The 23365-nt window shown below is 60.8% G+C and carries 17 protein-coding genes; 10 read left to right on the forward strand and 7 right to left on the reverse strand.

The annotated features are described in order from the left end of the window. The first annotated feature begins 29 nt into the window (after positions 1-29). From F6R97_RS01855 to F6R97_RS01880, 6 genes are all read left to right on the forward strand, one after another. Positions 30-695, forward strand: a complete 666-nt coding sequence (locus tag F6R97_RS01855) for an RraA family protein (protein ID WP_315865923.1) — start codon at positions 30-32, stop codon at positions 693-695. Beyond that, positions 695-1357, forward strand: a complete 663-nt coding sequence (locus F6R97_RS01860; protein WP_048393211.1) for an RraA family protein — start codon at positions 695-697, stop codon at positions 1355-1357. The genes F6R97_RS01855 and F6R97_RS01860 overlap by 1 nt, the downstream gene beginning before the upstream one ends. Beyond that, positions 1357-1995, forward strand: a complete 639-nt coding sequence (locus F6R97_RS01865) for an RraA family protein (RefSeq protein WP_050682037.1) — start codon at positions 1357-1359, stop codon at positions 1993-1995. The genes F6R97_RS01860 and F6R97_RS01865 overlap by 1 nt, the downstream gene beginning before the upstream one ends. Next, a complete protein-coding gene (locus F6R97_RS01870) occupies positions 1992-3212 on the forward strand; it encodes a pyridoxal phosphate-dependent aminotransferase (protein ID WP_315865924.1) in 1221 nt (406 codons plus the stop codon). Before F6R97_RS01865 ends, F6R97_RS01870 begins: the two co-directional genes overlap by 4 nt. Before the next feature lie 224 nt (positions 3213-3436). Continuing rightward, positions 3437-4660 (forward strand): DUF3422 domain-containing protein, encoded by a 1224-nt coding sequence (locus F6R97_RS01875; protein ID WP_315865925.1) that lies wholly within the window; start codon positions 3437-3439, stop codon positions 4658-4660. Positions 4661-4834: 174 nt separating this feature from the next. After that, the gene (locus F6R97_RS01880; RefSeq protein WP_315865926.1) at positions 4835-7021 is read left to right on the forward strand and encodes a TonB-dependent siderophore receptor; all 2187 of its coding nucleotides are present in this window, start codon (positions 4835-4837) and stop codon (positions 7019-7021) included. Positions 7022-7224: 203 nt separating this feature from the next. Here the strand turns inward: F6R97_RS01880 and F6R97_RS01885 are convergent, their stop codons facing one another. Further along, on the reverse strand, positions 7225-9312 hold the full coding sequence (locus F6R97_RS01885; protein ID WP_315866132.1) for a TonB-dependent siderophore receptor: 2088 nt from the start codon (positions 9310-9312) through the stop codon (positions 7225-7227). A gap of 317 nt (positions 9313-9629) precedes the next feature. On the opposite strand from F6R97_RS01885, the gene F6R97_RS01890 reads away from it, so the two are divergent. Both F6R97_RS01890 and F6R97_RS01895 read left to right on the forward strand, forming a co-directional pair. After that, positions 9630-10676, forward strand: coding sequence for an aromatic ring-hydroxylating oxygenase subunit alpha (locus F6R97_RS01890; protein WP_050682041.1), 1047 nt, complete (start codon positions 9630-9632; stop codon positions 10674-10676). Next, complete coding sequence (locus F6R97_RS01895) at positions 10673-11623, forward strand: PDR/VanB family oxidoreductase (RefSeq protein WP_038983135.1); 951 nt, start codon at positions 10673-10675, stop codon at positions 11621-11623. Before F6R97_RS01890 ends, F6R97_RS01895 begins: the two co-directional genes overlap by 4 nt. A gap of 11 nt (positions 11624-11634) precedes the next feature. On the opposite strand, the gene F6R97_RS01900 is transcribed toward F6R97_RS01895, so the two are convergent. The 4 genes from F6R97_RS01900 to F6R97_RS01915 form a co-directional block, all read right to left on the reverse strand. Then, the gene (locus tag F6R97_RS01900; RefSeq protein WP_038983134.1) at positions 11635-12348 is read right to left on the reverse strand and encodes a GntR family transcriptional regulator; all 714 of its coding nucleotides are present in this window, start codon (positions 12346-12348) and stop codon (positions 11635-11637) included. A gap of 196 nt (positions 12349-12544) precedes the next feature. Further along, positions 12545-14422, reverse strand: a complete 1878-nt coding sequence (locus F6R97_RS01905) for a feruloyl-CoA synthase (RefSeq protein ID WP_038983714.1) — start codon at positions 14420-14422, stop codon at positions 12545-12547. Positions 14423-14577: 155 nt separating this feature from the next. Continuing rightward, positions 14578-16026, reverse strand: coding sequence for an aldehyde dehydrogenase (locus F6R97_RS01910; RefSeq protein ID WP_315865927.1), 1449 nt, complete (start codon positions 16024-16026; stop codon positions 14578-14580). A 128-nt stretch (positions 16027-16154) separates the two neighbouring features. After that, complete coding sequence (locus F6R97_RS01915; protein WP_038983132.1) at positions 16155-16985, reverse strand: p-hydroxycinnamoyl CoA hydratase/lyase; 831 nt, start codon at positions 16983-16985, stop codon at positions 16155-16157. A 211-nt stretch (positions 16986-17196) separates the two neighbouring features. On the opposite strand from F6R97_RS01915, the gene F6R97_RS01920 reads away from it, so the two are divergent. Then, positions 17197-17685, forward strand: a complete 489-nt coding sequence (locus F6R97_RS01920) for a MarR family transcriptional regulator (protein WP_315865928.1) — start codon at positions 17197-17199, stop codon at positions 17683-17685. A 208-nt stretch (positions 17686-17893) separates the two neighbouring features. Here the strand turns inward: F6R97_RS01920 and F6R97_RS01925 are convergent, their stop codons facing one another. Beyond that, entirely contained in the window at positions 17894-19204 is a 1311-nt protein-coding gene (locus F6R97_RS01925; protein ID WP_315865929.1) for an OprD family porin, read from the reverse strand. A gap of 335 nt (positions 19205-19539) precedes the next feature. Between F6R97_RS01925 and mhpT the strand changes: the two genes are divergently transcribed. Next, complete coding sequence (mhpT, locus tag F6R97_RS01930) at positions 19540-20775, forward strand: 3-(3-hydroxy-phenyl)propionate transporter MhpT (protein WP_315865930.1); 1236 nt, start codon at positions 19540-19542, stop codon at positions 20773-20775. Positions 20776-20912: 137 nt separating this feature from the next. On the opposite strand, the gene F6R97_RS01935 is transcribed toward mhpT, so the two are convergent. Beyond that, positions 20913-23342, reverse strand: coding sequence for an efflux RND transporter permease subunit (locus tag F6R97_RS01935; RefSeq protein ID WP_315865931.1), 2430 nt, complete (start codon positions 23340-23342; stop codon positions 20913-20915). Positions 23343-23365: the final 23 nt, after the last annotated feature.

The raw sequence follows: 23365 nt of genomic DNA on the forward strand, positions 1-23365 counted from the left end.
GGCGCCTCCGTCACCACAGGGGCTTTCCCATGATCAATAAGAGTTTGCTGGAACGTTTGGCGGCGCTGGACACCAACACGGTTTCCGACGCACTCGACTTCCTCGGCCTGCCGGGCGCCACCGTGGGGCTACGCCCGCTGTGGAACTGCCCGAAGATCGTCGGCCGCGCCAGTACCGTGTTGCTGGCGCCCAAGTCCGACACTGCACCGACCGTGCACCTGATTACCCCGGTGGTTGAACAGATCGACAGCGACGATCGTGTGCTGGTGATCGCCGGTGGTATCGAAGGTATTTCCTGCTGGGGCGACATCCTCGCCAACGCGGCGGCCGGCAAGCAGGTGCGCGGCACGGTGATCGACGGTTTCAGTCGCGACATCGACGGTAGCGAAGCGATTGGTTACCCGGTTTATGGCCGTGGGGTCACCATGATCAGCGCGCGCAACCGGGTGGTGCAGATAGATGCCGCGGTGACGATCAAGGTAGCCGGTGTCGACGTCAGTGAGGATGACTATGTCATTGCCGACACCTGCGGAACCGTATTCGTCCCCCACACCTATATCGAAAAGGTCATCGATCTCGGCGAGCGCATCGCCCGCCGCCAGGACGGCATGGTCGAGGCCGTGCGCAGCGGTCGCTCGGTGGCCGAGGTGATGCACGACACCCAATTCGAAGCGATCCATGTGGAGCACGCCTGATGAATCTTGAAGACAAAGAACTGGTCGCCTTGTTTGAAGGCTTGGACACACCTGGCGTTTCCGATGCGCTGGACAAACTCGGACTGCCCGGTCAATGCCTCGGCGTGGCACCGCTGGACAATTACCGCAAGGTCATCGTCGGGCCGGCATTCACCGTGCAGTACGTCTCGGCCAGTGTCCCACCGGGCACGGTGGGCGACTTTATCGAAGACGTCGCGCCCGGCGACGTAGTAGTGATCGACAACGGCGGCCGCACCGACTGCACCGTCTGGGGCGACATCATGACCCAGTACGCCGGCACCCGACAGATCGCCGCCACGGTCATCGACGGGGTGTGCCGTGATGTGAACAAAGCACTGGGCGATGGCTACCCGATCTTCAGCAAAGGGCGCTTCATGCGCACCGGCAAAGACCGCGTGCAAGTGCAGTCGGTCAACCAGCCGGTGTCCATCGGTACAGCGCGGGTCTGCTCCCGTGACATCGTGGTCGCCGACGCCAACGGCGTGGTGATCGTGCCTCGTGCCCGTGCCGCTGAAGTGGCGGCGTGTGCCCGTCAGATCGAATCGGTCGAAGACGACATTCGCGCCCTGATCAGCCAAGGCAAAACCCTTAAAGAAGCCCGGGCCGCCCTGGGCTACCACAACCTGCAGAGGAAAGTCTGATGACCACGCTCCCCTTCCCCCTGGATTTTCGCGCGCGGGCAAAAGTACTGGGCAGCTCGACACTGTATGAGGCATCCCATCTGGCCTGCGCAGTCGACAGTGCAATCCGGCCGATCTGGGACGGCGCCTTCATCGCCGCCCCCGCCTACCCGCTGGAATGTTCGCCGGGCGACAACCTGGCCCTGCATCTGGCGATGGAACGAGTACCCCGTGGCAGCGTACTGGTGGTGGGCACGGGCGGTTTCATCGCCGGTTACTGGGGCGAGGTGCTCACCGTGGCGGCCGAAGCGGCTGGCGTGGTGGGTCTGGTGATCGATGGTGGCGTACGCGATATCGCTGCGTTGAAGAAACGCCAGTTCCCGGTATTCGCCCGTGGTATCTCGGTGAAAGGCACGGTCAAGGCCAGCGCCCCCTCGGTGGGACAACCGTTCAATTTCAATGGTGCTTTCGTAGCGCCGGGCGATCTGGTGGTGGCTGACGATGACGGCGTGATCATCATTCCCAAAGCCGATGCGGCACGTACCCTCGCAGAAGGCGAAGCGCGTGCGAACAAGGAAGCGCAGATGATGCAGGCGCTGACCGAAGGCCGCTCCACGCTGGAACTGATGAACCTGACCGACTGGAGAACCCGGGCATGAGCACCGACATTCAGCGCCTCAACCAACGCCTGGCCAGCGCACAACCCTCGGCGACTTATCGGATCATGGACCGAGTGGCGGAGCGCCGGGCACAAGGGGCGAAGATCATTTCGCTGTGTGCCGGCGAACCGGATTTCGATACCCCCAAACATGTGCGTGAAGCAGCCATTCACGCCATCGAGCATGGCCATACCCGCTACACCCAGGTCGCCGGTGTGCGCTCGTTGCGAGAAGCGGTGGCGGCCAAGTTCCGGCGCGAAAATGGTCTGGACGTGAGCTGGCAAGACACGCTGGTTTGCAACGGTGGCAAACAAGTGATCTACAACGCCCTGGCCGCGACCCTCAACGAGGGCGATCAGGTCATCGTGCCGGCGCCGTACTGGGTCAGTTACCCGGAAATGGTGCAACTGTGCGGCGGTGAAGCGCGGATCGTCACGTGCGATGCCGGTACCGGTTTCAAACTGATGCCGGCGGCACTGGCCGCCGCGATCACCCCGCAGACCCGTTGGTTGATCCTCAACTCACCGTCCAATCCGACCGGTGCGGTGTACAGCGAGGCGGAACTTCGTGCCCTGGCAGCGGTGCTGCTGGATCATCCCCACGTGCTGATTCTGGCCGATGACATCTATGAACACCTGATCTTTGACGATCAAGCGTTCTACACCCTGGCCCAGGTGGAGCCACGGCTGGCACCGCGAACCCTGACCATGAACGGTGTCTCCAAGGCCTACGCCATGACCGGCTGGCGCATCGGTTTTGCCACCGGGCCGCGCTGGTTGCTTGAGGCCATGGAAAAGCTGCAGGGCCAGCAGACCTCGGGCGCGAGCTCTGTCTCGCAACAAGCCGCACTCGCCGCGCTGGAGGGGCCGAAAGACTTCATCCGCGAAAGCCGTGCCGCTTTCCAGGGTCGGCGCGATTTGATGGTGGCGCTGCTGAACGACACGCCGGGGCTGGAATGCGTGAGCCCGGCGGGCGCGTTCTATGCGTTCGCCTCTTGCGCAGGGCTGATCGGCCGCACCTCGCCCGCCGGTCGCGTGCTGCACACCGACGAAGATGTCGCCCATGCGCTGCTCGACGAAGCCGATGTGGCGGTGGTGCATGGCAGTGCGTTCGGCCTTGGCCCCTACATCCGCATTGCCTATGCGCTGGATGATGCTTCGTTGCACCAGGCCTGCGAGGCTATTCGTGCGTTCTGTACAGCGTTAAGGACTACGTGAACCCAGTCAGTTAAACGCATTCCCTGTGGGAGCGGGCTTGCCCGCGAAGGCGGAGTATCAGGCAACATTAATATCGACTGACACTCCCTCATCGCGGGCAAGCCCGCTCCCACAGGTTCCGTGGTTTGGTTGACTGGCATTGGGCAATCGCCAGGTTTTGTTTGTGACTCGGGTATTCGTCATCCTGTCCCAAGAACAAACAACTCCAACATGGCCCAAACAGCATGCATCCGCAAAGACTGATCCTGCACAACGAGTTGCACGCGCGCCCTTCTCTGTATTTCGACGAGCCCGCCCATGTGTTTCATATGGCGTTTCTGGCGAATGACGGGCAGTGCGACACTCTGCTGAGTCGCTGCTGCCCCGGCCCGGTCGACCCGGATGCGGCCCAGGGCATCACCGAGCTGGAGGGCCATGCCTTGAAGTGGGAGCGGCACGCGGAGTTCCTGACGCTGACGCTGGTGGTGCCCTCCTCCAGTCACGAGCCATGCTGGAGCCCGCCCCCCAGAGCCTTGATGGACCGGGTCGAACCCTTCATGCAGCACATGATCAACGCTGTGCAGATTGTGGTGCGCACTGATACGTCCTTTTCTGGCGATCTGTCTGTTTATGGATTCAAAGATCCTAGCGGCTCTTGCATCGGTGGTGGCGATGCGACGGTCTGGAGCGATTTTCGCCTGAGCGAGGACGGCACCAACCGTTTCCTGTTCATTAATAAACGCCTGAATGCGTATCGGCTGGGACGGATGATCCGCCGCCTGCTGGAAATCGAAACCTACCGAATGATGGCTTCGCTTTCACTCATCACCGCGAAAGCCTTGAGCACTCAGCTCAACGTCTTCGACAAGACCCTGGTAAACCTCTCGGAACGTAACGCCGGCCCCGATACCGGAAATGCGAAAGCGTTGCTCACCGACATTGCCAACCTGTCGGCGCAAGTAGTCAGCAGCAGCGCAAAAACCCGACACCGCTTCAGCGCCACCCAAGCCTATGCACAGCTGGTTTTCGAACGCCTGGGCGAACTGCGCGAAAGCCACGTGGGTGATTGCCAGCGACTGGGTATCTTCATCGAAAGACGCTTCAAACCCACGGTCAGATACTGCGCGGTCACCGAACAACGCCTGGAGCAACTGGCCGAAAGCGTGGCTAACCTCGGGGACTTGTTGCAGGCCCGTGTCCAGGTCGAAATGGAAGAGCAAAACTCGGAAATCCTGAAGAGCCTGAACGCCCGCGCCGATACTCAAATCAAAATCCAGCGCGCGGTCGAAGGCTTGTCGATTATCGCCATCACCTATTACTTGTTGAGCCTGTTCAAGCTGCTCTACTCGGGATTGCACGTCATGGGCGCGGACATTTCCGCGAGAGACGCCCTGCTGGCCATGACCCCGATCGCGCTCTGCGTCCTGCTGTTTATTTTGATCAGGATCAGGAAAGCCAAAGAACATTGACCCACCGTAAAGCGCCCCTGCGCGATAATTGCCGTATGCGCCAGGGGTCATGCACTACCAGCCCTCAGGGCACACATCGCTTTTTCCAGTTTTAACCGACTCTTTGCTGAAGCGCACCCGGGCATCTGTGCCCGGTATTCGCCAGCCCGGGAGTGCGGTCGTCGAGGAGTTTTCATGGATATGCTTTACCGGACCTCCCGCGAGGGAGTGACCGCCCCGCGGTTCACGTTCAATCCCCTGAACCTGGGCCTGCTGCTGGCCAGCGCGATGCCTTCGGCCTGGGCCGCCACTGAACTGCCGGCGGTGACCGTCACCGGCGAAGACACCTCCGGTTATCAGGCCGAAAGCGCTTCGGTCGGTGGTTTCGAAGCGGCGCCATTGCTCGATACGCCGGCTTCGATTTCGGTGGTCAACGAAGCCTTGATCAAGGATCAGCAAGCGCGCCTGCTCAGCGAAGTGCTGCGCAACGACGCCTCGGTGGGTGAAAGCTACGCGCCGGTCGGTTACTACGAAAACTTTGTGGTACGTGGCTTTTCCCTCAACTCCGCCAGCAGCTACAAGATCAACGGCCGCACCATCACCGGCGAGCAGAACGTCGGGCTGGAAAACAAACAGCAAGTGGAGTTGCTCAAGGGCCTTTCCGGTCTGCAAAGCGGCGTCAGCGAACCCGGCGGGCTGGTCAACTACGTGACCAAGCGGCCTGCCGATGTGCGTTCGGTCACCGTCTCCACCGATGATCGCGGCAGCGGTTACCTGGCCACCGATGTCGGTGGCTGGTTCGGCAGCGAACAGCAGTTCGGCCTGCGCGCCAATCTGGCACACGAAGACCTGCATTCCTACGTCGAACACACCAACGGCCAGCGTGATTTCGCCTCGCTGGCCTTCGACTGGAACATCAGCCCCGATGCGCTGCTGCAACTGGACGCCGAGTACCAGACCAAGGAACAGCGCTCGGCACCGGGCTATCAATTGCTCGGCGGTTCCAGCCTGCCGCACCACGCCTCGCCGAAAAAGCTCTTGGCTCACCAGAGCGGTTCGAAGCCGGTCACCACCGATGCGCTGAACCTCAATGGCAACTTCGAATACCGCTTCAGCGATCAGTGGAAAGGCAACCTCAGCGCTTCGCGCAGCCGAGTGGTGATCGATGACTACAGCTCGTTCGCTTGGGGCTGCTACGGCTCCGCCAGTTGCGCCAGCGCGGCAGTGCCGAACTACTTCAGCCCCGAGGGCGACTACGACATTTACGATTTCCGCAGCCCCGACGATACCCGTCGCAACGATGAGGTGCAGGCAGTCCTCAGCGGCCGCTTCGAAACCGCCGGCCTGGGTCACGAACTGAGCGTCGGGACTAGTGCGTTCCGCCGTGTAGTGGACAAGCGCGACGCCATCAACCAGATGATCGGCAGTGCCAACATCAACAGCGAGCCGGCTGATTTTGCCCGCTACGACGGGCCGCTCAACGATTCCTATCGACGCCTGGACAGCCGTCAGTACGGGTTGTTCTTCAATGACCGGATCAGCTTCAACGAGCAATGGCAGACCGTGCTCGGCGGGCGCGAAGTGCGCCTGGATGAAGAGACTTTCGACAGCCAGGGCGACACCACCCGGCACACCCAGCGCTATGTGTTCCTGCCCCAGGCCGCACTGATCTACAAGCCGCTGCAAAACCTGTCGCTGTACACCCGCTACAGCAAGGGCCTGTCCCTGGGCGGCGAAGCGGCGTGGTTCACCACCAATGCCTATGAAATCCTCGCGCCTACCGTATCGCGACAAATCGAGGCCGGCATCAAATACGACTGGCAGCGCATCAGCCTGGCCGCGACGCTGTTCCAGATCCGTCAGGCCTACCAGTACTCGCGACCGAATGACGACGGTACGTTCACGTTCACCCAACAGGGCGAACAGAAGAACACCGGACTGGAGCTCTCGGCCAATGGTTGGGCCAGCCAGCGCCTGCAGATTTCTGCCAGTGTCGCGGCGATCCGCGCGCGGGTCACCGACAGCGACACGCCCGCTTATGAGGGCCACCAGACGATTAACGTTCCGACCCTGCGCGCCAACCTCTACGGCGACTATGCCCTGCCCTGGTTCGATGGCCTGGCGCTACTCGGCGGGGTGCAGTACAGCGCCAGCAAGTACGCCAACCGCCAGGGTGAAGTGCAGACCGGTGCCTATGCCATCTTCAACATTGGCAGCCGCTACAGCACGCGCATCGACGGTTACGACACGGTGTTCCGCCTGACCGTGGACAACCTGTTCGACAAACGCTACTGGCGTGATGCCGGTGAGTACATGGGCGATGGCTACCTGTTCCAGGGCGCGCCATTGACCGCGCGGCTGAGTGCCTCGATCAACTTCTGAGTCACCGGAACGAAAGAAGAGGTCGAAGCCTGATGGTACGGAACCTGTGGGAGCGGGCTTGCTCGCGAAAGCGTCAGGTCAGCCAACACTGATGTTGACTGACACATCGCCTTCGCGAGCAAGCCCGCTCCCACATTTTGAATTGGGTTGCGCCGGCTACTTGGGCTCGACACAAGCCCAAGGATCGCCGTCAATGCACAGGGTCAGAACGTCACACTGGCGCTGAGGCGTGCTGTGCGCGGCTCGCCGACATTGACCTGCAGCTGGCTGCCGGTGGAGGACGGGTAGTACTGTTTGTCGAACAGGTTGTCGACATTGAACTGCAGCGAAGTCTTGTACCCGAACATCGGCGATTCCCAACGCACGAAGGCATCGGCCACGGTGTAGCTGCTCAGCCAGAAATCGTTGGCGTTGTTGGCGGCGCGCTCGCCGACGTAACGCGCGCCGGCACCGGTATGCCAAGCGCCGAACTCCGCAGGGATGTTCAAGTGATGCGTGAGGTACAGGCTCGCGGTGTGCTTCGGCGCATTGGCGAGGCGGTGACCTTCGTCATCCGGATCGTCGAGGATTTCCGTGTGGGTGTAAGCGTAGGTGCCGATCAGGTCCCAGCGCTCGGCCACACGCCCGGTAATGTCCAGTTCCAGGCCCTGTGAACCGACCTTGCCTGCCGCCTCCGAGAGGCTGACGCCATTGAGCGTCTGGCTGGTCACGACGTTTTTCTTGACGATGTCGAACAGCGCAAGATTGATGTTCAGCCCCGGCAGCGGGTCGTACTTCGCGCCGACCTCGTAGCTGCGGCCCTCCTCCGGATCGAAGGTGTGGCCGGCATCGTCGACTTCGGTATTGGGCTTGAATGAACGGCTGTAGTTGCCGTACAGCGACAGGGTATCGGTGGCTTTGTAGACCAGGCCCAGAAACGGCACGAAGGCATCGCCGTTATCGTCGCGGTTGACGGTGTAGCTGCTGCCGCGGCCTTGATCGCTGTACTGATCGTAATGCTGCTGGCGACCACCGAGGACCAGGATCCAGCGGTCATCGAGGTGCCAGTTATCCTTGAAGTACACGGAGCTTGAGGTCAGCTGGTTGCTCAAGTCGCTTTGGGCAGCACTGACGAGACTGGGCTCTGCCAGACGACCATAAATCGGCGACGTGATGTCGAAGCCTGACCGTGCCGTATTACGGTAGGTTTTACCGCGAAATTGGTCGGACGCTTCAGTGTCCGCGCCGACCAGCAGGTCATGGCGTTGGCCGAACAGTTCCTGCTGGCCGATGAAGTCCCAACTGGCGTAACGGGTCTCATCGTCGTAGTGAGCGCCATTGGCAGCACGTCGCAGATTGTTGCCGGTCAACGAACTCGGCTGGGCAATCGAGAGGCTGTAGCGGTCGTTGTTCCAGCCGTAGGTAACACGGGTTTTCCAATCGTCATTCAACTGATATTCGAAACGCGCGGTGGCCGTTTCACGGATACCGACGCTTTTGGCCCATTTTTCGTCGAGGCGCTTGTCGTAGTCGATGTCCGCCGGGTGACCGTTGGTGAACACGGTGCCACGGTCGAAGGGATTGGAGTATTCGTTGTACTCGTAGCTCAGCGTCAAGCTGGCGCGGTCGCCAGTCCAGCTCAGCGATGGTGCGACCAACGTGCTCTCATTCACGCCGTAGTTGCGCCAGTAATCCTCATGGCCACGTTCAGCGATCAGGCGATAGGCCAGGCCCGTATCGCCCATCGGCCCCGTGGTGTCCACCGCCATGGTGCCGCCGCCTTCGCTATAGGCAGAGCCGCTCAGCGTTGTGCTCTGGGTGTATTCAGGCTTCTTGCTGATCACATTGATCAATCCGCCGGGCTCCAGCGCGCCGTACAGCATCGAAGCAGGCCCTTTGAGCACTTCGACACGATCCGTCGTGGTGCTGAAGTTGTGCCCCAGATTGGAACGCACGCCATCGCGCAGGATCGAGCCGTCATCGTTGGTGCCGAAACCGCGCTTGACCAGCGAGTCCCGGGAGCCGCCCAGGGTGTTGCCCTGGCTGACGCCGCTGACGAACTTCATGGCGTCGGCCAGCGAGCGCACCTGATAGTCGGCCAGGGTTTGTTGGGTGACCACATTGATCGATTGCGCCTCTTCCTTGATCGGCACATTGCTTTTGCTCGCCGTGCTGGCTTGGGAGGTGGTGTAGCTCGTGTCTTGGCTGACGCGGCTCGCCTGAATATCAGTGGTCGGCAGTTCGATGGCTTGCTGTGCCCATAAAGGACTGGCAAACATAACGCAGGAGAGTGTCGGCAACGCGTGTTTCATGAAGACCTTGCGGCGGGCAAAGGGGTGAGGATGGCTCAAGACGTCGCGCTCAATGAGTTAGCAGTAATGATTCTCATTGTATGATGCGACGTATTTCCAGTAAATACCCTCCGTACTATTAACTAACGAGTTACTGATCCGCTGCATAGATTATTTGTGGTCGGTGTCACGAAGTTCGGATTGCGCTGATCCGGAGGGTTAGAAAACCATCAATGGATCCACTAAATCGTTAACAAACAGAATCAGTTTGACAAACACCCCATAAACCACCATTAATGGATCCACTAAATAACAACAAACAGCCTTGGAGAATCTCCATGTACCCCAAGAACACTTGGTACGTCGCCTGTACGCCCGATGAAATCGCCGAAAAGCCGCTAGGCCGTCAGATCTGTGGTGAAAAGATGGTTTTTTACCGCGGGCATGAAGGCAAGGTGGCAGCTGTCGAGGACTTCTGCCCCCATCGCGGCGCACCGCTGTCTTTGGGTTATGTGGAAAACGGCAATCTGGTGTGCGGCTATCACGGCCTGGTGATGGGCTGCGACGGCAAGACCGTGGAAATGCCCGGGCAACGGGTTCGCGGCTTTCCGTGCAACAAGACATTCACCGTGGTCGAGCGTTACGGATTTATCTGGGTCTGGCCCGGCGATCAGGCGTTGGCCGACCCGGCGCTGATCCATCATCTGGAATGGGCGGTCAGCGATGAGTGGGCCTACGGCGGCGGCCTGTTCCACATCCAGTGCGACTATCGCCTGATGATCGACAACCTGATGGACTTGACCCACGAAACCTACGTCCACGCGTCCAGCATCGGCCAAAAGGAAATCGACGAAGCACCGCCGGTGACCACGGTCGACGGCGACGAGGTGGTCACTGCCCGCCACATGGAAAACATCATGGCCCCGCCCTTCTGGCGCATGGCTCTGCGCGGCAACAACCTGGCCGACGATGTGCCAGTGGATCGCTGGCAAATCTGCCGCTTCACCCCGCCCAGTCATGTGCTGATCGAAGTCGGTGTGGCCCATGCCGGAAAAGGTGGTTATCACGCTCCCCAACAGTTCAAGGCATCGAGCATCGTCGTCGACTTCATCACGCCGCAAACCGAAACCTCGATCTGGTACTTCTGGGGCATGGCGCGCAATTTCAACCCGCAGGATGAAGCCTTGACCGCGAGCATTCGCGAGGGTCAGGGGAAGATTTTCAGCGAGGACCTGGAGATGCTCGAACGCCAGCAACAGAACCTGCTCAGCCATCCCCAGCGCAACTTGCTCAAGCTCAATATCGACGCCGGTGGCGTGCAGTCGCGCCGTGTTCTGGAGCGCCTGATCGCTCAGGAACAAGCGCCACAGGAGTCAATGGCATGATTGAAGTGCTGGTGGTATCGCGCAACAACGAAGCCCAGGACATCTGCAGCTATGAGCTGGCCAGTGTCGATGATCGACCGCTACCGACCTTCAGCGCCGGCGCGCATATCGATGTGCATCTGCCTGGCGGCTTGATCCGGCAATATTCCCTGTGCAACCACCCCGAAGAACGCCATCGCTACCTGATTGGTGTGCTCAAGGATCCGACCTCTCGCGGGGGTTCACTGGCCATGCACGAGCAGATACACCCCGGCACGCGGCTGTCTATCAGTGAGCCGCGCAACCTGTTTCCGTTGGCCCATGAAGCCAGGCGCAGCCTGCTCTTCGCCGGCGGTATCGGCATTACCCCAATCCTCTGCATGGCCGAGCGCCTGGCCCACAGTGGAGCGGATTTCGAGCTGCACTACTGCGCCCGTTCGCGAGAACGCGCGGCCTTTGTCGAACGCCTGCAACACTCGGCTTTTGCCCACCGGGTGTTCCTGCATTTCGATCAGGAACCCGACACTGCGCTGGATGCGGCCAAGGTCCTGGCCATGCCTCAGAGCGATGTTCATTTATATGTGTGTGGCCCCGGCGGTTTTATGCAGCATGTGCTGGACACGGCCAAGGCCAAGGGCTGGCAGGAGCAATGCCTGCATCGCGAGTACTTCACCGCCCCCCCTGTCGACACTGGCGCCGATGGTAGTTTCTCGATCAAGGTCGCCAGCAGCGGCCAGGTCTTCGAGGTGCCGGCCGACAAGAGCGTGGTGCAGGTGCTGCAAAACCAGGGCATCGAGATCGCCATTTCCTGCGAACAGGGCATTTGTGGCACCTGCCTGACTCGGGTTCTGGAGGGCGTGCCGGAACACCGTGACCTGTTCCTCACCGAGGATGAACAGGCCTGCAACGATCAGTTCACCCCTTGCTGCTCGCGCTCGAAAACGCCGCTGCTGGTGCTGGATATCTGAAAGAGTCGCGCCTATTCGGAGCGGAGAATGACCTTCATCCGCTCTTCGGCCGTCGCTGAGCCGAAGATCTCGGCATAACGCAACGTGGCGTTGGCGTGCTCGCGCATGATTGCTTCGGCACGCGCGCCCTGGCGGTTGACCAAGGCATCGAACACCGAATGGTGTTGCATGTGGGCGTAGTTGAAGCGTCGGTATTCCCGGACCATGTCGTTGCGGTCCACTGCCAGGGCTGTTACCGAAGCAAAGGGTAAATGATCGTTGCGCGCCAGTGCATCGGCGATCGCCGGGTTGTGGCTGCCTTCGACAATCACTTCGTGAAAACGCATGTTGAGATCGTGATAGACCTCCAGGTCCTCGATGGTCACAAACCCCTTGTCGAACAGCTGATCACCTTGCATCAGGCACTGTTCAAGGGTCGCGCGGGCCTCGTCCGATAGCCCGCGCTCGGCGGTCTGACGCGCCGCCAGGCCTTCGAGTACACCTCGCACTTCAACCGCACCGGCAATGTCATCGGGGCTGACCGAACGCACCTGAAACCCGCGCCCGCCAAAGCGCACCAGCAAGCCTTCCTGCTCCAGCGTGCGGAATGCCATGCGCACCGGCATTCGCGAAACACCGAACAATTGCGCCGTGGGAATTTCCATCAAGCGCTCGCCAGCCGCCAGCTCGCCCGAGGCGATCATCTTGCGCAACGCGACCAGCACCGTTTGACCGGGCTTACTCATCCAGGCAACTTCCAGAAAAGGTGGGTCTGCATAGTAACGCAAGGTTTGAAGGAGACGTTGCGGCGGATGGTTTAATAAAGCAAAAGATCGCAGCCTGAGGCAGCTCCTAAAGGTTCGCGTTCAACCCCGATAATCGCGGTGAACACGGTCCATGTAGGAGCTGCCGAAGGCTGCGATCTTTTGATCCTAAGCTTTGTTATCGCCCGGCACGCAGGATAGAAGCATCCTCGCCGCGATACAGAGCCTCGACCTTGTCGGCGCGCCACTGCAGCACCGCGCGCTGGTTGATCGAGCCCTTGTCGGTGATTTCACCGCGGTCGATGGAGGCGGGTTCGTCGAGCAGCGCGATCCATTCCAGGCGGCTGGCATTGCCGGTGGCGTCGCGGTTGAGCCGTTGCAGCCAATCGCCGAACCACTGACGCACCGGCGCGCTGGCCAGGACTTCGGCATCGCTGGCGTGGGCACTCAAACCGGCCAGACGTCGGCATTCGTAAAGACGGGGAAAGACCAGCGCACCCAGGCACTCGCGGTCCGGCGCGGCCACCACCAAGTCCTGAACATAGGGTGAGCCCTCGAGCACCGCACGATTGCGCAACGGGCCGACGCTGACAAACACACCGGAGCTCAGTTTGAAGTCCTCGGCGATGCGCCCGTCAAACATCAACCCCAGTTGCGGATCGCGGGCGTCGGCCAGTTTCAACGCGTCGCCGGAGCAGTAGAAGCCCTGCTCGTCAAACACTTCAGCGGTCTGCTGTGGCGCACGCCAGTAACCCGGCATGATGTGCGGCCCGCGAAAACGCCCCTCCAGTTTGCCGTCCACCGGCACCAGCCGCACTTCGCAACCGGGTGCCGGCAGGCCGATGTAGCCGGCCATGGACAGAGGCCCGGTGGTGAACGTGCAGGATGGTGCCGCCTCAGTCATGCCGAGCCCGGCCATCATGCGAATGCGCTCGCCACAATGCTGTTCGGCGATCCGGTCCAGGCGATCCCAAACCCTCTGGGACAAACCGGCGGCAGCGAAAAAGAACAGCTTCATGCGCGAGAAGAAACGTTCGCGCAACTCGCCGTCCTGCTCCAGCGCATTGACCAGTTCTTCCCAGCCTTTGGGCACGGTGAGGTACGCGGTGGGCGATATTTCCTTGAGGTTGCGCAGTGTTTCAGCAAACCCCTGGACGGTCGGCTTGCCGTCGTCCAGGTAAAAGGTGCCGCCGTTGTACAGCACGATCCCGACGTTGTGGCTGCCGCCGAAGGTGTGATTCCACGGCAGCCAGTCCACCAGCACCGGGGGTTCTTCGCCGAACACCGGGAAGGTCTGCAACAGCATCTGCTGGTTGGCGCAGAGCATGCGCTGAGTGGTGATCACTGCCTTGGGCAGCTTGGTGGAGCCTGAGGTAAACAGGAACTTGGCGATGCTGTCCGGCCCGGTAGCCGTAAAAGCGCAATCGGCCTCGGCACTGCCGGATTGTTCCAGCAGACTGGCAAAGCTCGCCTGCTTGCGGCCAGGAATTTGACCGCGCACGGTGATCAGCGGCGTTTCGGCCGGCAGCACCGCATCGATCGCCCGCTGATAGGCCGCGGCGTCGCTGACGAACACCAAACCCGGTTGCAGCAGATTGCAGACATGCCGCAGCTTGGCGAAATCCTGGGACAACAACGAATAGGCAGGAGAAACCGGGCAGTAAGGAATCCCGGCATACATCGCGCCCAAGGCAATCTGTAAATGCTCGATGTCATTGCCCGAGAGGATCGCCAGCGGTCGCTCGGCCGACAGCCCATAACTGAGCAGGCTTTGGGCAATGGCGCGGACGCTGGTCAGCATCTCGGCGTAACTCACCCGGCGCCAGTCGCCGCCGTTCTGGCGAGCAGCGATAAAGGTCTGTTGCGGGCGCACCTGGGCCCAATGCACCAGGCGATCCAGCAAACGTACAGGCAACTTGGCCAAGGGTTCCAGGGAGCGCATGTGCAGGATGCCCTGCTCTTCGCTGACCTCGACCGCAGGATGACCGATGGACACCTGGCGATAGCGCGGCGCGTTGGCTTCGGTCTGGGGTGGCGATCTGAATTCGGAACTCACGTGCTTGTCCTCCATCAAGGCACGCCACCGGCTCGCAGCGATGCGTTCAACCGGGGCATGGCAGCCTGTGGCTGCAGCCTCTTTATTGTTATGTCTGCCTGCACGCCGGCGACGATCGCTCTCAAGCGTTCGTCGCCCGACGGTGCGACGGATGCTCAGATCGGGTAGTGCCGCGGTCCGTTCTGCAAGGTCACCCAGCGTAACTGGGTGAAATGCTCGATGGACGCCTTGCCGCCAAAACTGCCATAGCCGCTGGACTTGACTCCGCCGAAGGGCATCTGCGCCTCGTCGTGCACGGTCGGGCCGTTGATATGGCAGATGCCCGACTCGACCCGCTGGGCCAGAGCCAGAGCGCGCCCGGTGTCGCGGCTGAAAATCGCCGCCGACAGACCGAACTCGGAATCGTTGGCCAGGCACAACAGTGCTTCATCGCCCTCGCCACGCAACACCACCGCCACAGGGCCGAAGGACTCTTCGCGGTACAAACGCATGGCATCGGTGACGCCGTCGAGCAAGGTCGGCTGCAGAATGCTGCCTTCCAGTTGGCCACCCGTAACCAGGGTGGCACCCTTGTCGAGGGCATCGTCGATCAACAGTTTAATGCGCTCACCGGCGCTGCTGTCCACCAGAGAACCGAGGACCGAACCTTCGACGTTGGGGTTGCCGGCGGGCAAGGTGGCGATCTTCGCCGCGAGCTTGGCGACAAAGGCATCGGCCACTTTGGCATCAACGATCAGGCGCTCGGTAGACATGCAGATCTGCCCCTGATTAAAGAAGGCACCGAAGGCCGCAGCCTCCACCGCTGCGTCCAGGTCGGCGTCCTCCAACACCAGGAACGGCGCCTTGCCTCCCAGTTCCAGCAACGCCGGTTTGAGATGACGCGCCGACAGTTCGCCGACGATACGCCCGACATGGGTCGAGCCGGTGAAGTTGACCCGACGCACCGCCGGGTTGGCGATCAGGCGCTCGACAATCGCGGCGGCATCCTGGGGCGCGTTGCTGATGACGTTGACCACACCATCACCGAGGCCTGCGTCCTGCAACACCTGACCGATCAGGCGGTGCACCGCCGGGCTCAATTCCGACGCCTTGAGCACGACGGTGTTGCCGCAGGCCAACGGCATGGCGATCGCGCGAGTGGCGAGGATCACCGGGGCGTTCCAGGGCGCGATGCCCAGCACCACGCCGCAGGGTTGACGCAAGGCCATGGCGAAGCTGCCGGGCACATCGGAGGGAATAACTTCGCCGGTGATCTGGGTGATCATGCACGCGGCTTCGCGCAGCATGTTGGACGCCAGATGCACATTGAACCCGTACCAGTTGGCCATGGCGCCGGTCTCGCCGGCTGCCGCGATGAATTCCGCGCTGCGGGCCTGCAACTGCTCGGCCGCACGCAACAACCGGGTGCGTCGTTCATTGGGGGCCAGGGCCGCCCAGGCGGGGAATGCCGCTTTGGCCGCGGCCACGGCGGCGTCGGCATCTTCCAGGGTGGCGGCGGCAACCCGCGACACGACTTCGCCGGTCACCGGATTACGCCGTTCGAAGGTTCGGCCGTCTCGGGCGGGGCACGACTGGCCGCCAATCAGCAGGGGCACGTCCAGCATGGTGATTCCTCTTTATTGTCTTTATCGGGAATACGTTCGAGGGGCTCACAGTAGCGCCTGGGCGCCGGGGCGAACAGCTGGCGGACGCTCGATCGCCCGGCCAGCTCGCCCTGATTCAATGCCGGGTTTCAGCGCTTGTAAGTCTGCAAACCGGGCTTGATGCTCTTGTCGTCGAGGAACTGCTTCATGCCCTGCTCGCGGCCACCTTCGGTGTCCAGCAGGCGCGACTGATCGAGCTTGGCGTAAAGGTAATCTTCGTTCTGCTCCCAGGTCAGCTCGCGGCAACGCTTGAAGCCGTGCTTGGCCGCCCGCAGCACCACCGGGTTTTTCTCCAGCAGGTTACGCGCCAGTTCGATCGTCACTTCACGCAGTTGCGCCAGGGGTACACTTTCGTTGACCAGGCCCATCTCGGCGGCTTTCTGCCCGCCAAAGGTCTTGCCGGTCATGATGTAGTACAGCGACTGGCGATGGCCCACGGTGTCGGCCATGGCCTTGCTCACCAGGTTGCCTGGCGGAATGCCCCAGTTGATTTCCGACAGGCCGAAGGTCGCTTCATCGGCGCAGATCGCCAGGTCGCAGGCCACCAGCGGGCTGAAACCGCCACCGAAGCACCAGCCGTTGACCATGGCGATGGTTGGCTTGGCATACATGCGCAGCAGTTTCCATTGCCATTGAGAAGCTTCGCGGCGGATTTTTTCCTGAAGGATTTCCGGGCCGGCGTCCACTTCGCGGAAGTATTCCTTGAGGTCCATGCCGGCGGTCCAGGCGTCGCCCGCACCGGTCAGCACCAGCACACCGGCGTCTGGATCCTGCTCCAGGGTTTCCAGAACGTCGATCATTTCGCGGTTCAATGTCGGGCTCATGGCGTTGCGCTTTTCCGGGCGATTGAGGATGACCCAGGCAATGCCTTCCTCGATTTCCACTTTGACCGTTGTCCAGCGACCTTCGTAATTGCTCATGGCGTTGCTCTCTTGTTCTTGGCTTGACGATGGGTAAAAACTAAACCCGAATATTAGTTATGTCAATTAACTATTAATCAAATTAACCAAATGTTTTTCGTCACGAAAACAGGCGCAACGCCCAGAGATCTGAAAGAGGTCATGGCTATCCCCGGCCAACCTCGGCAAACTAGATAGTCTTCTTAACCGCCAGCTGAGGATTCACCCTGCAATGGCCAAGTCTTCCAAGATTGCCGCCGCCCCCGAGGCTCCTGCCGACAGCGCCGAAACCCAGGCGCCGCTGGATTCCGCCCTGGACGATCTGATCGGTTACGCCCTGCGCCGGGCGCAGCTGAAACTGTTCCAGAACCTCATTGGTCGGCTCTCGGCCCACGACTTGCGACCGGCCCAGTTTTCGGCCCTGGCGATCATCGACCAGAACCCAGGGCTGATGCAGGCCGATCTGGCCAAGGCCTTGACCATCGAGCCACCGCAAGTGGTGCCACTGCTGAACAAACTGGAAAGCCGGGCATTGGCGGTGCGGGTGCGCTGCAAACCGGACAAGCGCTCCTATGGGATTTTTCTCAGCAAGACCGGCGAGGCCCTGCTCAAGGAGCTGAAACTGATCGCCGCCGAGAGCGACATGGATGCAACGTCCAACCTCGACAGCCAGGAACGCGAAGAACTGCTCAGGTTGCTGAAGAAGGTCTACCAGGCCTGAAACGCCAACGCCGGCCCGTTCCTGGGGAACGGCCGGCCTCATGGCAGCATTGGTATCTACACATTAGCCAAGCCTTGCCGGATTACCGTAGGAGCTGCCGAAGGCTGCGATCTTTTGATCTTCAGCGGTCCCTCGGCCATCAAAATAAAAAGATCGCAGGCTTCGCCAGCTCCTACGGGAGATGTGTAGAGACCTGCTCATGACAGGCTTACCAGATCGGCACGGTGTAGAGCACCAGAAAGCGGGTCTGGTTTTCATCGCGAAACGCCGCGCCGGCGGGGAAGTCATTGCGATAGATCGACTTGCGCGCCATCAGCCCGACGTTCTTCAGCGGGCCACTCTGGATCACATACCCCAGCTCCATCTGGAATTCTCGCTCCTTGCGGTCGTCGGCATTCAGCGCCGTCAGCTCGATATGATCACCGCGCACATAACGCAGCCGGCTCTTCAGGCCAGGCACCCCAACGGCGGTGAAGTCATAGTCGTACATCGCTTGCCAGGTCCGCTCCTTGGCATTGAGGAAGTCCGAACTCATGGTCAGCTCACTCATGCCCATCAACTCGGTGCCCGACACATAAGGCGTCGCTGTATCTCCACTGGCGTGCATATAGCCCAGGCTCAGGCGATGGCCGCCAAAGCGATAACCGAACAATGCCGAGAGATTGCGGTTGTCCACCTTGCCGGCCTTGGCGCTTCCGTCCTCGTCGCTGAAAAAACTGCGCAGATCGGTGGTCAGCGTGCCCTCGCCCACCTGCAGATTGTGCAGCAAGGCCAAGGTATTCTGCTGGTACAGGTCCGCCACTTCGGCGTGATACGCACGCAGACTGAGGTCCTTGTTCACCTGATAATCGCCGCCGACATAGGCCATGTGCGATGAGGTGGCCGCGCCATTGAAACGCCGGTTCGGCGAGGCGATGCTCATCGGCTGGTAGTCGGTGGAATCACGCTTGTTGATGCGATCGATGTAGCCGGTGTTGAGGGTCAGCCCGTCGATGTCCTTGGAACTGAGGGTGGTGCCGCGAAAAGTCTGCGGCAACAGCCGCGACGGGCTAGCGAAAGCGAATGGCAGGAAGATCGACACATCGCCGGTCTTCATCGTGGTCTGGGCAAAACGCATCTTGGCAGTCATGGCCAGGCGCGAATACTCGTCCGCCGCGCGCTTGTCGCTGCTGGACACCGGCAGCAACTCGGTGCCGCTGCGGTCCGGCGACGAGTCCAGCTTCACCCCCATCAGCCCGCGGGCATCCAGGCCGAAGCCGACAGTCCCCGGGGTAAAGCCCGACTCCACATTCATGATGAAACCCTGAGCCCATTCCCTGGCCGCGGTTTTCGCCCCATCATCCTTGTAGTCGCGATCCAGGTAGTAATTGCGCAAGGTCAAGGTGCCGTGGCTGTCGTCGATAAAGCCTTCGGCCAGCGCCGGGGTGGCAATCGCACTCAAGCCCAACAGGACCAGGCAAGGTGCGCGAACAGGTAAGGCTGAAGTCGCCGCAAGGGGGTTCCAAGGGAGCGTTGGCATGTTCGATGTCCACTTATTGTTGTTGTTTTTTGAACGGGATCGCCAGGGTTGTTCCAGGGATCTCAGGCCAGAGAATGGAAACAGCCGAGGGGTGGCGTCAATCCACAATGACCGATAATCGAACATTAATATTATTATCTATTTTTTAGATAAATCTTCACTCATACGTCATGACATTGATTTCAATGGAATAAACGTCATTTTTTAGCGAACATCCTTGACCGTTCATTTTTTAGTTATCTTTGTTAATCTTAATTCCAGCCTGTCATCGCTTGAGGCGAGCAGGCTCGCGCTCCCCCGTCAGCACACCAACAAAAACAATAATGAGGTTCGCCATGGACACCCCATCACGTCGTACGACGCTGACCATCGCCCTGTGTTTTATCGTTGCATTGATTGAAGGCTTCGACCTGCAAGCTGCCGGCACTGCCGCCGCGGGCCTGCGCCAGACCTTTGCCCTGGACCCGAAAATGATGGGCTGGGTGTTCAGTGCCGGCATCATCGGCTTGCTGCCCGGCGCCTTCTTCGGCGGCTGGATTGCCGATCGCATCGGTCGCAAAAAAATCCTCATCGGCGCCGTGTTGCTGTTCGGCGTGTTCTCGCTCAGCACTGCCTATGTCAGCACTTTCTCCAGCCTGCTGCTGGCGCGCTTCATGACCGGCCTGGGCCTGGGCGCCGCCCTGCCCAACCTGATTGCCCTGTGCGCCGAAGCCGTGGGTGAACAACGCCGTGGTACCGCCATCAGCATCATGTATGCCGGCGTGCCGTTGGGTGGAGCACTGGCGGCGGTGGTCGCCATGCTGTTCACCGATCATTGGCAGGCGACCTTCATCATCGGCGGTCTCGCACCGTTGCTGGTGGTGCCGCTGATGATCCTGTTGTTGCCCGAGTCCAGCGCCTTTCGCCAGCAACAAGGGACTGTCAATGTGGCGCGCGCTTCAACCGGCCAGGCACTGTTCGGCGAAGGCCGGGCTCGCGTTACCCTGGCGTTGTGGCTGAGTTACTTCTTCACCCTGACCGTGATGTACATGTTGCTCAACTGGCTGCCATCACTGCTGCTGGAACAGGGTTTCAGCAAACCCCAGGCGGGCCTGGTGCAGATGCTGTTCAATATCGGCGGCGCCCTCGGCTCCTTGCTCGGCGGACTGCTGCTGGATCGCTGCAACGGCATCAAGGTGGTGCTGTTTGTCTATACCGGGTTGCTGGTGGCGCTGGCCGGAGTCGGCCTGTCGGTGGGCATTGTTCCTATGGGCATCGCCGGGTTTGCCGCGGGGTTGTTTGTGATGGCTGCGCAACTGGTGCTTTACGCGCTGGCACCGCCGTCGTACCCGACTTCGGTGCGTGCCACCGGCGTCGGCGCAGCAGTGGCCATCGGTCGCCTGGGGTCAGTCGCCGGGCCCTTGGCCGCGGGGCAGATTCTGGCAGCCGGAGCCGGCACCACCGGGGTATTGCTGGCGACCTCCCCCGGGTTGGTGATTGCAGCACTGACCATCATCAGCGTGATTGCCCGTTCGGCAGCGCGGATCGAGCCCGAGCTCAACATGACGAACCCGGTCGCGGACAAATCCTGACAGATCCAATCAGTCAACATTTGGAACCTGTGGGAGCGGGCTTGCCCGCGAAAGCGGTGTGTCAGACGACATCAATGTTGACTGTACCGCCGCCTTCGCGGGCAAGCCCGCTCCCACAGGGATTGCGCACTCAGCGTTTATCGGGACAGCTCCTTGACTAGTGGCTCCAGCGAACTCATTTCAGGCTTTTTTGCGAAGACCTTCTGCGGCAGCAGCAGCCAGGCCAGAGCCGGCAGAAGGATCAAGGCGCCAAGCATGTTCACCAGGAACATGAAGGCCAGCAGGATGCCCATGTCGGCCTGGAATTTTATCGGCGAAAAGGCCCAGGTCGATACCGCGACCGCCAGCGTCATGCCGGTCAGCAGAACCACTTTGCCGGTGAACAACAGCGCCTGGTAATAGGCTTGGGCCAGTGTGTCACCGGCACGCATTCGAGCCAGGATCACGCTCAACACATAGAGCGCATAGTCAATGCCGATCCCCACGCCGAGTGCGATTACCGGCAGTGTCGCCACTTTTACGCCCATGCCCAGCCCCACCATCAGCGCCTCGCAAAGAATCGAGGTGAGCATCAGCGGCAGCATCGCGCAAAGGGTTGCGCGCCAGCTACGGAAGGTCAGCAGGCAAAGCAGGCTGACCGCGCCGTAGACCCAGAACAGCATTTCGTGCATGGATTTTTTCACCACGATATTGGTCGCGGCTTCGATGCCGGCGCTGCCGGCGGCCAGCATGAATTTGACCTCTGGCACCTGATGCGCAGCGATGAAGGCCTCGCTCGCCTCCACCACCCGATTCAGGGTATCGGCCTTGTGATCGGACAGGTAAACGTACAGCGACAGCATCGAACAGCCCTGATTGAACAGCTCTCGCGGTGCCCGGGTCTGCACGGCGCCCAGCGCGCCGTCATTGGGGATCAGCTCATACCACTTGAAGTTGCCTTCGTTGTAACCGGCCGTGGCGATCTTGCTCATCGCCGCCATTGAAGTGGTCGACTCCACGCCAGGCAATTGCTCCAGTTGCCAGGCCAACGCGTCCACCGCAGACAGGCTGGCGTAGCGCGTGCACTGATCTTCCGGCGTCTTGATCATGATCACGAAAATATCCGAACTGGCCGCATAGTTTTGGGTCATGAACAGCGCGTCGCGGTTGTAGCGCGAGTCGGCGCGCAACTCCGGCGCGCCGGGGTCGAGATCACCGATCTTCAGGTTCAGGCTCACGGCAAAACCAAACGCTGCCAGCAGCAGGCCGCCCAGCATCGCGCCAATGGCCCAGCGACGTTGGGTGAACAAATCGAGCACACGCCACAACGGATGCTTGATCTGTGCTTGCAGCTCGGCGGTTTCCGAACTCAGGCTGCGTTGCGCCGCTGTCGGGCTGACACCGATATAGCTGAGCAGGATCGGCAGCAGAATCAGGTTGGTGAAAATCAGCACCGCCACGCCGAGGCTGGCGGTCATCGCCAGGTCCTGAATCACCCGGATATTGATCAGCAGCAACACGGCGAAGCCCACCGCATCGCAGAGCAAAGCGGTCATGCCGGCGGCAAACAGTCGGCGGAAGGTATAACGCGCGGCCACTACCCGATGGGTGCCACGACCGACGTCCTGCATGATGCCGTTCATCTTCTGCGCGCCATGGCTCATGCCGATGGCAAACACCAGAAACGGCACCAGCGCCGAGTACGGGTCCAGTTCATACCCAAGTATCGCGAGCAGGCCCATCTGCCAGAGCACCGCCACCAACGAACACGTCACCACCACCAGAGTGCTGCGCGCGCAGCGGGTGTAACCGTAAAGCACCACCACGGTCACCAACACCGCCATCACGAAGAACAACAAGACCTGGGTCAGCCCCTCGATCAGATCGCCGACGATTTTGGTAAAACCGGTGATGTGGATGCGCAGTTCATCGGTCTGGTACTTGTCCCGCAGCGCCTCCAGCTGCCGGGAGAACTCACCGTAGTCCAGGGCTTTGCCGGTCTGCGGACTGACTTCGAGCAGCGGCACGAAAATCACGCTGGACTTGAAGTTACCGGCGACCAATTGGCCAACCTCACCGGAACGCGCGACGTTGGTTCGCACCTGCTCGATACTGCTCGCCGAACCATCATAATCATCGGGGATCACGGTGCCGCCATCGAGCCCCTCCTCAGTCACTGCGGTCCAGCGCGTGGTCGGGGTCCATAACGACTTCATGTAGGGGCGGTCGACACCCGGCAGCAGATAAAGCTCATCGTTGAGCCTGGCCAGGGTGTCGAGGTAATCCTTGGTGAAGATGCTGCCCTGCTTGACCTCCACAGCGATTCGCAACGAGTTGCCCAGACCGCTCAACTCGCTGCGGTTCTCCAGGAAGTTGGCGACATAGGGGTGCCCCGTAGGGATGGTTTTCTCATAGCTGGCATTGATACCGATGCGCGTGGCTTGCCAACCGAGCACCAGCGTCACCAGCAGACACAGCAGGATCACCAACGGTCGATGGTTGAAGATCATTCGCTCGGCGAAATTGCCCGACGCCTGGTCGAAGTCTTCCAGGCGGCCGATCACGGTTTGGGTTTTGTCGTCTTTCAAAGTCTGACTCCTGTTGCACGGGC

Source organism: Pseudomonas sp. JV414 (assembly GCF_032424305.1).
Classification (GTDB): domain Bacteria; phylum Pseudomonadota; class Gammaproteobacteria; order Pseudomonadales; family Pseudomonadaceae; genus Aquipseudomonas; species Aquipseudomonas lini.